Annotated in this window: 12 protein-coding genes; 7 read left to right on the forward strand and 5 right to left on the reverse strand. The window is 38.1% G+C overall.

The window, feature by feature from the left end; genetic code table 11:
- Positions 1-127: 127 nt before the first annotated feature.
- The 3 genes from HC728_RS10105 to tnpB all read right to left on the reverse strand — a co-directional run bounded on the left by HC728_RS10105 (position 128) and on the right by tnpB (position 2899).
- On the reverse strand, positions 128-607 hold the full coding sequence (locus HC728_RS10105) for a C40 family peptidase (protein WP_190395413.1): 480 nt from the start codon (positions 605-607) through the stop codon (positions 128-130).
- A gap of 424 nt (positions 608-1031) precedes the next feature.
- Positions 1032-2468: an IS66 family transposase gene (locus tag HC728_RS10110; RefSeq protein WP_190395414.1), complete on the reverse strand. Its 1437-nt coding sequence runs from the start codon at positions 2466-2468 to the stop codon at positions 1032-1034.
- Between the two features lie 86 nt (positions 2469-2554).
- Positions 2555-2899, reverse strand: coding sequence for an IS66 family insertion sequence element accessory protein TnpB (gene tnpB / locus HC728_RS10115; protein ID WP_045101017.1), 345 nt, complete (start codon positions 2897-2899; stop codon positions 2555-2557).
- 261 nt (positions 2900-3160) lie between these two features.
- Between tnpB and HC728_RS10120 the strand changes: the two genes are divergently transcribed.
- The 4 genes from HC728_RS10120 (at position 3161) to HC728_RS20125 (ending at position 9056) form a co-directional block, all read left to right on the forward strand.
- Positions 3161-4369 carry an IS4 family transposase gene (locus tag HC728_RS10120; protein ID WP_190395415.1) on the forward strand — a complete coding sequence of 403 codons (1209 nt, stop codon included), beginning with the start codon at positions 3161-3163 and terminating at the stop codon, positions 4367-4369.
- A gap of 412 nt (positions 4370-4781) precedes the next feature.
- Positions 4782-7373, forward strand: a complete 2592-nt coding sequence (locus HC728_RS10125) for a hypothetical protein (protein ID WP_190395416.1) — start codon at positions 4782-4784, stop codon at positions 7371-7373.
- Positions 7374-7390: 17 nt separating this feature from the next.
- Positions 7391-8146: an ADP-ribosyltransferase gene (locus tag HC728_RS10130; protein ID WP_190395417.1), complete on the forward strand. Its 756-nt coding sequence runs from the start codon at positions 7391-7393 to the stop codon at positions 8144-8146.
- A 724-nt stretch (positions 8147-8870) separates the two neighbouring features.
- The gene (locus tag HC728_RS20125; RefSeq protein ID WP_238933804.1) at positions 8871-9056 is read left to right on the forward strand and encodes a transposase; all 186 of its coding nucleotides are present in this window, start codon (positions 8871-8873) and stop codon (positions 9054-9056) included.
- Between the two features lie 222 nt (positions 9057-9278).
- Here the strand turns inward: HC728_RS20125 and HC728_RS10140 are convergent, their stop codons facing one another.
- Positions 9279-10082, reverse strand: coding sequence for a sterol desaturase family protein (locus HC728_RS10140; protein WP_065639424.1), 804 nt, complete (start codon positions 10080-10082; stop codon positions 9279-9281).
- A gap of 91 nt (positions 10083-10173) precedes the next feature.
- Between HC728_RS10140 and HC728_RS10145 the strand changes: the two genes are divergently transcribed.
- Positions 10174-10917 (forward strand): tRNA-uridine aminocarboxypropyltransferase, encoded by a 744-nt coding sequence (locus HC728_RS10145; protein ID WP_188863350.1) that lies wholly within the window; start codon positions 10174-10176, stop codon positions 10915-10917.
- 125 nt (positions 10918-11042) lie between these two features.
- Positions 11043-11954, forward strand: coding sequence for an N-acetylglucosamine kinase (gene nagK / locus HC728_RS10150; protein ID WP_005419422.1), 912 nt, complete (start codon positions 11043-11045; stop codon positions 11952-11954).
- 107 nt (positions 11955-12061) lie between these two features.
- On the opposite strand, the gene HC728_RS10155 is transcribed toward nagK, so the two are convergent.
- Positions 12062-12394 (reverse strand): PBPRA1643 family SWIM/SEC-C metal-binding motif protein, encoded by a 333-nt coding sequence (locus HC728_RS10155; RefSeq protein WP_054775239.1) that lies wholly within the window; start codon positions 12392-12394, stop codon positions 12062-12064.
- A 233-nt stretch (positions 12395-12627) separates the two neighbouring features.
- Here HC728_RS10155 and HC728_RS10160 point away from each other — a divergent pair, with 233 nt between their 5' ends.
- A complete protein-coding gene (locus HC728_RS10160) occupies positions 12628-13314 on the forward strand; it encodes a hypothetical protein (protein ID WP_190395418.1) in 687 nt (228 codons plus the stop codon).
- Positions 13315-13326: the final 12 nt, after the last annotated feature.

A 13326-nucleotide genomic window follows, 5' to 3' on the forward strand; every position in this document is an offset into this window, starting at 1 on the left:
CGCGGATATCATCGTGGAGCTGGTAAGCCATGGGCTCACCAAACGTGACTCCGAATACATTAGCGCAAACTAACTCCGTCATTAATTAATTGTAGTTGCAATTAAGAGGCGGACCATACATTTTTGTTTATAACACTCTTCGAACTTGCCAGAATGCTTTTTTCCAATAAGGGTTATCTAAACTAGAGATAATCACGCCTTTGGATGTTGATGCATGCATAAATTCTCTATTTCCAATATAAACACCAACATGCCTTACTTTTACACTGGTTTTAAAAAAGATTAAATCGCCTTTTTTAGCGTTAGCTAATGTGATTTGAGTGCCAGTAGTCGCTTGATATTCTGTTGTTCTGGGCAGCGATAAACGATGTAAAACATCAAATGCGTTTTGAGTAAATGCGGAACAATCAACACCATTCTTAGAAGTCCCCCCGTATTTATACGGAACGCCTTGCCATTGATAAAAATAATCTTGATAAGCATCTGATGATGAAAGTTGTGGATGTTGAGTTGTGATCTCTTGCTTAGATAACTCTGCTACTGGAGGAGTTGATGAGCACCCAAATAAGCCAACAACAGTAAATATAGCGAAAAGGTGACGAAACATAACAAGCCTATATAAAAAAATGCAGATCACTATTTTGAATGAATTTCACGGGAATTAACATCAAAATAGAGAATATTGAAAACTAATTATAGTACTTTCTCAATTTTTATCTCGGATTTTATGTGAAATAAAAGTTAATAAGTGGAGTTATACAAACAGATTATCTAGAATAGCTTTTATTATTCTCATAAATTATATACTTCAGAAGCATATCATTAATATTAGCAAGATTTCATTCTATGCACATAACATAATGTAATTTGATGCAATGATTTTATTTGTATTTATTATAAATTACATTTAGTCCTGCTCTGTAGATTAGTTGTTAGTTGATTAAGTAAAAGATATTCAGATAAGGTTTTCAATTAAAAATAGTTAATGTATATATTGGTGATATGTAAGCGCTTAATGAACTAGTGATGCTTTACTCTGCATCACTCATTTCAACGAGCCACGGCATAAGATCCGACATATCATCAGCTGGATCACGTTTAGGTAACTCCGTAAATAAATACTGGAAGTAATAATACGGGTTAATGTCATTAGCGCGGCATGTCATTACCAAGCTATACAAGTTAGCACTCGCCTTCGCACCCTCGACAGAAGTCGAGAACATCCAGTTTTTTCTACCTGTGGTAAACGGCCTAATGTCTCTTTCTGTGACATTATTATCGATACTAATATCACCATCCTCAAGATAGGTGAGTAATTTAGGCCATTGTTTTTGAGTGTAGGCGATAGCTTTACCTAATGCCCCTTTTGGTAAGACATTTTGAACATCAAGCCACGCTTTAAATTCACTCAATATTGGCTCAGCTTCCTGTTTTCTTATCTTTTGTCGCTCATTTGCAGATAATCCCTTTGCCTTTTTTTCTACGCCGTAAAGTTTGGCGATGAAGTTGAGGGCTTTTTCAGGTTTTCCCGCTTTTTTAGAGGGTGACGCTTTTTGTGCATCGGTGAATTTTCTACGAACGTGTGCCATGCACGCGGCTTGTGTTATGGCATCTAATGTGTCGTATACGCTGTAGCCATCAGAGAGTAAGTATCCTGAGTAATCACCTAAAAAGTCTTTTGCACACGTTGCTGCACGGCTTGGGTGATAATCATAGATAACTACAGGGTTTTTAATGAATTCACCACTACGGTAAACCCGCATATAAGATTTGCTTTGCGCTTTTCTATCTTCTTCGCGTAGCACTTGTACTGTGGTTTCATCTGCGCAGATAAGCTTTTCATTAAGCAGTCTTGATTTCATTTCATCAATGACTGGTTGCACTTTGTTACCCAACTGAACGCACCAATTTGCTAACGTCGCACGACTTATATCAATGCCTGAACGGTTTAATATGTCGACCTGACGATACAATGGCAAGGCATCCACGTATTTAGCGGTCACGACTGCCGCAAAGGCGTCAGCGCTTCCCATGCTTTTTGGGATCATGCTAGCGGGCTTTGGTGCGGTGATAATTTTGGATTTGGTTTGCGTTTTTTCGCATTGGCGACAAGCGTACTTAGTGCGCTCGTGGCGAATAACACTGACCTTTTGAGGAATGATTTTAAGCTCTTCTGAGGTTTCTACACCGCATTCGTGCAATGGTTTATCACAACATTCACAGTAAGGAGCATTCAGTTCATGCTTGTGTATCTCACGCTCAAGCTCTTTTGGTACTTTTTCACTTTGTGATGAGAAGCGCTTAGATTTATTCAGGTTTAGTTGCTCAACCAAGAGTTCAACTTGCGTTTTTAATTCAGCGACTTCTTCTTGTTTGGCAATAAGTAACTTATCTTTAGCCTCATTCTGGTAATGAAGCTCAAGTAGCATTGCTTTTAGTTGCTCAATATCATCAGGAAAATCGGTCATGCTTTAACTCAAGGTTAGTTTGATAACCCTAAGTGTGACACCGAAAAAGGATCGTTCAAGTCCAATTTGATGATCATTATCAGCGATCACACTTCTAAGTTAAATAACGGCTTATGAGCTTTAGCATGATCTAAAGTCAGCCCTGATAAAAGCCAGTTGAGTTGTTGCCTGCTAATGTGGAGTGCACCATCAATATTGGGTGTTGGCCATTTGAAGGTTCCTTTTTCTAAGCGACGATAATAAAGCCAAAAGCCATTGGTATCCCAAAACAAGATCTTGAGTTTATCTCGATTGCGATTACAAAAAATAAACCAGGCTTCACTGAATGGGTCCATTTCCAGCGTTTCGGCGACAATGAGTGATAAGCCATCAATGGATTTTCTCATGTCGGTGACGCCAACGACGAGGTAAACCTTTCCTGACTGTATCATTGCAATGCATCAATCCAATGTTTAATTTGTTTGGAATTAAGATTTGCTGGTAACTCGGCACGAAGGCCATTATTTAATGTCAGCACCACAATATTCGACTGCTCTTGTGTTGGCTCTGTCACGATAATGGGGGGAATTTTTGTTGTGACTTCTGACTCGCTGAGCTCTGAGGAATCCCCTAATGATTTTGATAAAAATCATTAAGTTAAGGTAGATGCACACCTTATTATATGATCAAATAATCAATAACCAGGCAACAAGATGTGCGAACTCGATATTTTACGCGATTCTCTTTACCAATTCTGCCCTGAATTACACCTGAAACGACTTAACAGCTTAACGCTGGCTTGCCATGCATTACTAGAGTGCAAAACGCTCACTCTTACCGAGCTTGGGCGTAACCTACCAACGAAAGCCAGAACAAAACATAACATCAAGCGAATCGACCGATTGTTAGGTAATCGTCACTTGCACAAAGAGCGACTTGCTGTATACCGTTGGCATGCGAGCTTTATCTGTTCGGGCAATTCGATGCCCATTGTTCTTGTTGACTGGTCTGATATTCGTGAACAAAAACGCCTTATGGTATTGCGAGCGTCAGTGGCACTACAGGGACGCTCTGTTACTCTTTACGAGAAAGCATTTCCGCTTTCAGAACAATGTTCAAAGGCGGCTCATGAACAATTTCTAGCCGATCTTGCGAGTATTCTACCTAATGCCACTACACCGCTCATTGTGAGTGATGCTGGATTCAAAGTGCCATGGTATAAATCCGTTGAAAAGCGGGGCTGGTACTGGTTAAGCCGAGTAAGAGGAAAAGTACAATACGCAGACATTGGCGCAGAAAACTGCTTGCCTGTCAGCAACTTACACAACATAACATCAAGTCATTCAAAGACTTTAGGTTATAAGAGACTGACTAAAAGCAATCCGATCTCATGCCAAATTGTACTGTATAAATCTTGCCCAAAAGGTCGAAAGAATCAACGTTCGACACGGACTAATTGTCATCATCCGTCACCTAAAATTTACTCCGCTTCAGCAAAGGAACCATGGGTTCTGGCGACTAACTTACCAACTGGAACTCGAACGCCCAAGCAACTTGTTAGGATCTACTCGAAGCGTATGCCGATTGAAGAGACATTCCGAGACTTGAAAAGTCCTTCGTACGGATTAGGCCTCCGCCATAGCCGAACTAGCAGCCCAGATCGCTTTGATATCATGCTACTAATTGCCCTAATGCTTCAACTGACATTTTGGCTTGCTGGCGTTCATGCACAAAAACAAGGTTGGGATAAGCACTTTCAGGCTAACACCGTCAGAAATCGAAATGTACTCTCAACAGTGCGTTTAGGCATGGAAGTTCTACGGCATTCTGGTTACGCTATAACGAGGGAGGACTTGTTCACTGCTGCAACCATACTTGCCCAAAATCTATTCAAATATGGTTGCGCTTTGGGGGAGTTATGAGGGGATCCCTCAGAGTACAGCTTATTTTTTGGTGAGAAGAGCATACCATTTTCAGTCGTTGATTTCTTATTTTACGAATTTCTACGAGTTCGCACTTATTATGTGAAACCAAAATCTTTATTAATAATTATTTCCACTTGGTTTTAACTTGTTGGTTTTTTTGGGTTTTTTTCTTCTGTTTAACTATAGGTTAATCAATATTTTACGACTTCATCTTTGATAAAATCAATCAATTGATATAGATTCTTATTTCGATTTGTGATGCGCTTAATGTGGTATTTGTTAGTAGCGTAATTACATTTCTTATTAAAGCCCTTTTATTTATTAATAAAATCGTTACCAGATGAATTAATTTAAAGAGTATGTATTTTTTAATACTTAGATTTTTAAAAAGATAAGAAGAATTAATAATATGAAATTAAATAATTTGATGCTTGTTTGTTCCTTGCTCTCAACGGGAACTTCTGCTTTAGAATTGTGCCGAATAGGAGAGGAAATTAACGTTCTCGATAAAGAGTCGTTTAATAATTTAAGTGAGAAAAATTATCGCTCCTTTAGTGATGAAATTATGCCTGAGGATCTTTTTCCTGCTGTTCCTGAGCATTTATCAAGTTTAAAACCAAATCTACACGAAGCCACTTACGTTTATAACGACACTTCTTCTTTACTCGAAACCGGCCCAGCGAGCTCTTTTGCCATAGAGACAGAAGAAGCTTCGCGTTTATTGTCCACTATTGGGCGATCTGCATCTGAAGCAGGCAGCGTCGCACTTGAGGCGTTAGGGCCAATAGGAGAAGCGGCTGCGGTAGGACTTTGGGCGCGTGATGTTGCGGATACATTTGAAGATGAATCTCGAACTTCATACGATCGCTTTGCAACCGTTGTGGAGCTAGTGGATTGGTTTGGCGTTCTCAAACTTCCAGAGCATGCTGTAGATCGTTACATTATTAGTAATCGTTGGGACAGCATGGCTTCTGGCAACCATTACAGTTTTAGTATTCATGATGATATTGTGACACAACAAGACTTAAGAGATAAGAAACACTGGGCGGAATTGGCAAGTAATCAACACAAAACCCTTGAATCAATAGTAAAAAACTATGCTTCTGATATCGCATTAAAATACCAACTGCATTATCAAGAAACGGTCAAGGCACAAGCGTTACTTGCCAACGAATTGATGAGTGCTGTAGATCAGGAACTGGAAAAAACACTTCATTTTCAATTAGGGATAAATAAAGAGGAAGTACAATTATTTTCGTCTGATATAGAAAGTGCGTGTCGAACAGAAACAGACGCCTTATTTGCCCTTTACCCTAACCTACAAGAAAATAATAATCGCCCATCTTCGGTTCCTTCAACTAGTGTCGCAAACCGTACTTTAGCCGCGTTGCTACATTGCCAACAATACATTCTTGATCAAGCGATAACTAAGTTAAATGAAATACGTAATGGGCAGTTGAACAGTTTGAACCATCCTGCATTAACTCAACTTTATACACGTACATTGAACGCAAAGAAGAAGATTGCTGAAACGGCCGATAATCATGTTCGTATTACAAGTATGAAATTACAAAGCTCAATGAGAAGTGATGGTTTAGCGTTAATTAATCGGCTTTTTGATTCGGGGACGGTAGAAAAAGCGAATGCGTTTTTTAAAGATCAAGCAAGTCGTTATGCGGTTGATGAGATGGCAAGAAGTTTATTGTATAGACCTGCAACTTCAAGAGAACTTTCCTCTAAGGTTATAATTTTAGAACCAAGTTACCGTTACTGCTCTAGTTTTGGGATCTTAGCTGGAGACCCTAATTTTCGTGGCTGTCTTAAATACACAAGAGTTCCAGCAGAAACTCGTCGATTTGACCCATCAAAAGATGAGATTATTAATCAAATAACAGTTCCATTACGTGAAACTTATTATGATATATTTAATATAGCACTTAACACATTAATCCAAGATGGTTGGAATGCCGAAACCGAAGAACAATGGTTAGAGCAGCAAATACTTGATTATTCAGAGCACAAAAAAAATATTGTACAAAATAGAGAAAATAAGGCTGAAATTTATCGTTGGTTGTTTGATTCACGAGCTCAATTAGGGAATGATTGTATTGGTAGACAAGTGTGTGCAGGATGGAGTTCGTCATATTTAATGAAAGCAAACCTATCTCGTACCTCTTCTCTTGCTGATATTGCTCGTTGGTTAGCAAATTATTCTGGACGAGGATATTATGTACATCGTAAGAGGTTGGAAAAATTGGATGAATTAATTAAACCTGCTCTAGAAAGTGAGTGGAAAGCAACACAAGGCAGTCAATTTTATAGTTATGCTTATCCAAGCAGCTTTGATATGGAAAAATATGCGCCATTGATTGCTTCTGCATTGGAAGGCTCAACTCTTGATGTAACGAATTTATCAGGCAATACACTCTCATTAGCTAAGGGAATTGTAAAGTCACACTTGATTGAGGCAGTTGAATTAGGGGAACAAAATGGGGCAGATTGGTTACTTTCCCAGGTTGGTGATTTTCAACGTTATACTGCAATTGTTCATTCACAACATACAAGTCTTGGGCGGCACTCTCCTGAAATGGAAACAACCCCGGTTTTATTTTCAGAAATGCTACCTGCTTACATCTTGCGTTATTTAGTGTCTGATTTAATTCCAGACAGTTACGATGCTCGTTTAATTAACTCTATTAATTCTTTGTATAACCCTTCGTCAGAATTAGGCCAAAACATCACACAACTTGTAAATGTTAATCAAACATTTAATGATCCTTCAAATCAAACTTGTGACATTGACTTTATGCCGCTAAAAGAAGCATTACTTGCTGTTTCTAGTAATGAATCATTGTATTGGTTATCACCAATATCGAATTGGTTAGATAATTTGACTCGTCAACAGTTAATGAGTCAGGCAGTGATTGGATGGGGGGCGAGAAAACAAATTGAGTTTGAGATTGAATGTGATATTAGTCCTAATAGCCTTTCTTATCAATAATTTTGGGAGAATAGAGAATGCATAAATATATTATTCTGATTTTATGGGGGTGGACTGCGCTTACCTTTGCCTCTTCTTTTGAGGTTTTCAAACAACCTTTCCGTTCGCAAGAGGCAATAACGGCACTTTCCGAGGGGTTTAAAGATTGGTCTAAAAGTAATACCAGTTGGAAATCTAAGCTATTAAGCAATGCAGAAGTGGAAGCTTTGGAGGATTTTTCTATATCCGGGTACCGGACAGCCAATCAATATCTACACGCAGCAGAAACTAAGTCGTGGGGTTCGTCTGGTAAGGAAATTAAAGGTTTTGTTCGTACATTAAAATCGGGGTTAAACAAAATGCCAGAGTATCATGGCACAACCTACCGAGGTACATGGTCAAATAAAGCGATGATCGAACAGTTAGAGGTTGGAGATATTTTGTATGAATCAGGCTTTTTATCTACCTCTGTTATTCCTGAAGTCGCTCGACGTTTTGCCGTAGTGCCTCCTAATACTGGTAACCGAACAGTAAAGGCTCTTTTTCATATAGAGACGAATCGACGCAGTTTTTCAATTGCTTCTATTTCAGATTATAGCTCAGAGGCCGAAGTGGTTATTTCTCCGAATAGTTATTTTAAGGTGACAGGTATTGAACGGGGCGCTCTTAATAATTATATCTCACTAGAAACGGTGTCGCCAAGAACGGTTAGTATGGGAAACTATCGATTGTTCAATTTATATTCAGGTGAGCAGATTCCTCATTTTCGTTGGCAGCAGATGTTTTGTCGTTAATTCATTAATTTAGGAAACATACGAATGTTTAAAAGTGTGGTAGTTATCCTTTTATATTTGCGTCACTCTTAGTGCAATCAGAAGATTTCTCAGAGTTTAAAGTAAGGGAATTTACTTTCTTTGAAGAAGAGAAAATTGCAGAAAATCTAATGGGTTGGGTGGAGGTTCACCATGTTAAGGCAGTAAAAAAATTGGTTCATCGCGAATTAGCGGGAAATTAAAATAAAACGGTAGAAAGTGATATGGTTTAGTCGCCAAACAAAAAACATACACAAACTACCGTTTTCATGATGAATCATACTTTCTTAACTTCATTCTGGGAATGCTTTAATATAGTAAAGTCCACTCAGACAGCGTCACTTATTTCTCTTACCCTCAAACCTTCCGGTATAGCTAAATGTTCATGTGGGCTTGATACTCAGGCTGTGCATGAGTATCAATGGCGTCATGTAAAAGAGGCTATGCTACTGGACGTTCCTGTTGAGCTTTGTATTTAAACCCGACGAGTTAAGTGCACTAACTGTGGTATTAAAACGGAGTTTTTCTTTTGGTTAGAGCCGCATGCTCGCATGACAAATCGTTTAAAAACTATATTGAGTAACTACTGCCACTTCTTCCAATAAAGCACATATCTCAAATAACGGGTTCAATCAAAGAGATTGATAAACGGCGACTTCATCGGGTGGTACCGAAAGTTAAATGGGTGGAGTTAAGGCAATTCGTCATGGACGAGTTTGCTATTGTTAAAGGAGATCGTTACGCCACTGTTATTGCTGATGCTAAGACTTATCAAGTTATTTGGATTGGGTTAGGTCGTAGCCGTAAGGACATACGTCCTTTCTTCGAGCAATTAGGCGAACATGGTAAGAATATCGAAGTGATAGCAATGGATGTTGGATATAACTTTTGAAATAGTCAAAGAATTGAAACGTTTTCGTCTCGTAGTTAACAAGCTTGGGTTATTGATATGGTTGCGCACTGTATTTCGGAAATATTCATTGCACGTACAATTGTTTGGATGCTTTTACCTTGAATAAATGAGCACTTTAAGCTGCCCCCTTTCAATTCTGGAATTGACAGTAGTGTGAGGGAAGCATGTTATCTTTATTACAGATTACTGTATTCACATAGTTTATTTCTTCCTAAAGGGTTGAGTCAGCATTTTATCTAAGCGTTGTTCTCTTTCTTTTCTGAAAAATCCCAATCCAATCTTCATATCTTGATGTCCATCAATAGGCTTTACTAAATAAGTATTTCCAATTCGGTCCCAAATAGATAAAAAGAAGCCATAATTATTATGCATTTCAGAGATATGAACTGAATGATGAACTCGGTGAAAATCTGGAGTAACGAATAACCCTCGAATGTACCGATCAAGTGTGCGTGGAATAAATAAATTACTGTGATTAAACATCGCACTGACATTCAAAACAATTTCAAAAATAATGACGGCTTCAACTGGAATACCAAGTAACCCTATCGCTGCGATTTTAATCAACATAGAGAGAATAATTTCGATGGGATGAAAGCGTGTACCTGTTGTAACATCAATATCTTGATCTGAGTGATGCATTCGATGTAATCGCCACAGTAAAGGAATGCGATGAAACGCTCGATGCTGCCAATAAATTAACCAATCCAATAATAAAATGGATAAGAGAATCGTTAAGAAAGTTGGTGTATTGAGGTAATAAAATAAACCAAATTGCTCCTGATTTGCGATAAAAGCAGCATCAACGGCTAATAGCGGTAAGGTTAAACGAAGGACGATACTGTTGAAAAAAATTAAGCCTATATTGTTTAACCAGCGGAACCGTTTATTTTGAGTGAGCGCTTTGCGAGGCCATTTGTATTCTGCTAAAGCAAAAATGATGAAAGCAGTAACAAAAAATCCAAAACGTAACGTGTCACTGTATTCAATCCAATTATTTTCCATTAGGAATTTCTCTTTAGAACTTGTTATTACTCATACTGTAAGTAAAATGCGCTTTTTTTTCCATATAAATAAAATTGCTTGGTTGTTGTTCATGCGCATTCATAAAGTTCACCAGTTACATAAAGAAAGATTAGCTCGTTCTTCTAAACCTTTTAATGCAAGAGGGGCGAATGTGAATCGCTGTGAATTTTGCCAAGTACATAAAGACCACTGTATCTGTGAATATCAACCAGAAACTACATCAGACGCTGCTTTCTTACTTATTATGTTTGATACAGAGGTATTAAAACCAAGTAATACAGGTAAATTAATTGCTGATGTGATCCCAGAAACGCACGCCTATCTTTGGTCACGTTCTGAGCCAAGTGAAGAAATGTTAGCATTGTTAAATAATGAAGCTTATCAGCCTTTTGTGGTTTTCCCAGAAGAGCAAATTGAAGATAAGTCATTAGTGCGTAACGAAGTGATTATGGAAGAAGGGAAAACACCACTATTTATCTTATTAGACGGTAGCTGGCGTGAAGCAGGAAGAATGTATCGTAAAAGCCCATATTTACATCAGTTACCTGTTCTTTCTTTTAAGAGTGAACAACTTTCAAATTACATTATGCGTAAAGCTTCAAAAGATCATCAGCTTGCTACTGCAGAAGTTGCCAGCATGGTGCTTGATCTGTTTGGTGAACAACAGAACGCAAGACATTTAGAACACTGGTTTGAATTGTTCCGAGAGCATTATCTTTATAGTAAGCGCCCAGTAAAAGGTGCAGAACGAGGCATGGGCTTAAAACGTTTGATTGAATTTCGTACAAATCTGAAAGTAAATAACGAAATCTAATACCAGTTTGAGGTTCAATTCACACTAAAAACCGACGAATATCGGATAGGTCACAGTCTGTATAGCTAAAAATTAGGTAAGATAACACCATAAAAATTTAGAATGGTTTAGGACAAGGATACCTTATGTACTACGGTTTTGATGTGGGTGGAACTAAGATTGAGTTCGGCGCGTTTAATGAAAAACTTGAGCGTGTTGCAACTGAGCGAATTCCAACACAAACTGAAAATTACTCACTATTGGTTGATGATATTGCATCATTGATTGCAAAGTATGATGCAGAGTTTGGCGTTGAAGGTAAAGTCGGTTTAGGTATTCCAGGAATGGAAGATGCTGAAACAGGGGCTTTATTAACAAGCAATGTCCCTGCAGCAAAAGGGCAATTTTTACGTAAAGATTTAGAAGCAAAAATTGGTCGTTCAGTAAAAATTGATAATGATGCTAATTGTTTTGCACTATCAGAAGCGTGGGATGAAGAGTTAAAAGATTCACCATCAGTCATGGGGCTAATTCTAGGAACTGGCTTCGGTGGTGGTTTAATTTTTGATGGTCAAGCTTTCTCGGGTTACAGCCATGTAGCTGGTGAACTAGGTCATTCACGTTTACCTATTGATGCATGGTTTCATCTAGGAGAGAACGCACCATTACTGGGTTGTGGTTGTGGAAATAAAGGTTGTTTAGATAGTTATCTTTCTGGACGTGGCTTTGAGCTACTTTATGCGCATTACTATGGCGAGCAAAAGAAAGCGATTGATATCATTAAAGCTCATGCCGAAGGTGATGCGAATGCGGTCGAACATGTTGATCGCTTTATGGAGCTTTTAGCAATCTGTTTCGCGAATCTATTTACTTGTTTTGACCCACACGTTGTCGCTCTTGGTGGTGGATTATCAAACTTTGAATTAATTTACGAAGAGCTACCAAAGCGTTTACCAAAACACCTTTTATCTGTAGCGCGTGTACCTCGTATTATTAAAGCGAAGCACGGTGACTCTGGTGGTGTACGTGGTGCAGCATTCTTGAATATTAAAGACTAAGTTCTACAAAAAGAGCCTCATGTTGTTTGTTATTACTAACAGATAAACAGAGGCTCTTTTTTGCAATGCGCTTAGATTTAATTAAGTAACTTAAAGTTAATTAATTATTAAGCACAGCATTTTTTGTATTTCTTACCGCTACCGCAAGAACAAGGATCGTTGCGGTTAGGTGTTTTCTCAAAGCGAGTCGTTTTAGGTTTATTTAATACACCTTCAAGCTCAAGAATATTTTCTTCTTTCTCTGCATTCACTTCAATACTAGCAAACAATTTATGCTCAGCAACTTGGGCTTCAACTTCGATTTTACGCTCTTCAGTTTGAACAACTAGAGTTAATGGCGCTTCTTCAGTACCTAACTTAACGTCACGCTTAGTGTTGTAACCAGAAAGAACGTGGTTTTGACGAGTCTCGATACGACCTTTGAAGAACATTTTAGACATCTTGGAGCCTTATAAATTTAGAACACAGTATTTTAGGCACTTTATACCATCAACATGGGATTGGATAAAGTAATTAGAAAAGAAAACAGGCCTAGTTGTAAAATAGGCCTGTTTATAATATTTTTCATTTTTTGAACGAGTGGTTTATTTTTGTTGCGGTTGTTGATTCTATAGGTTTATTTTTATTCGTGCTAACTTAAAATTACGCGTTTATTAGTTAAGAGTAAGATTTTATGGACTATACAAAAAGCTCTACTCAGGCTTTTTCTTTTTTACGTTGCAACACGTCAACAAAAGATTCTGAGTCTTTAAGGTATAACACAACGGATGTATCACGCAGAACGTCAGATTCTTATATTTCAGGTGTGCAACGAGAAAACTCTATTGGAAATGAACCAAGAGGAGCTGGAGTAGGGTTGCTTTTACTGAGTTTAGGGCGTCCATTACCACCCAACTATTTTATGGGGGATTACGTCCAACCAACAGGTGGTAGTAAATCAGCTCCTTTAGAGCAGTATCGAGCATTATCGACAACTAAACGTGTAGTTGAGCTTCGCATGACTGCGACACAATATAAGAAGTCACTTGAGAATACACTGCAGATACATTCTGTAATCAGAGCTAAACCTACGAATAATTTAGTTCAAAGGGCTAGTTTAGAGCAACGTAAGAGTGAACTTACCGATCTGATACCGTTTAGCGAATACAAAAGAGAAGTTGAACTTAACCAGGTTCGCAGATCGTTAAAGGCTCTTGGGCCTATGCCAAAAGATATTGGTTCGGAAGAAAGAACCAGATACCTAGTTCAAAAGGCAAGTTTAGAGCAACGTAAGAATGAAATTACTAATTTGATACCGTTTACAGAATTCAAAAGAAGAGTTGAGCTTAATCAGATTCGAAAATCATTAAATGAGTATTAATATATTTTTAGT

Source organism: Aliivibrio sp. S10_S31 (genome assembly GCF_014694495.1).
Lineage (GTDB): Bacteria > Pseudomonadota > Gammaproteobacteria > Enterobacterales > Vibrionaceae > Aliivibrio > Aliivibrio fischeri.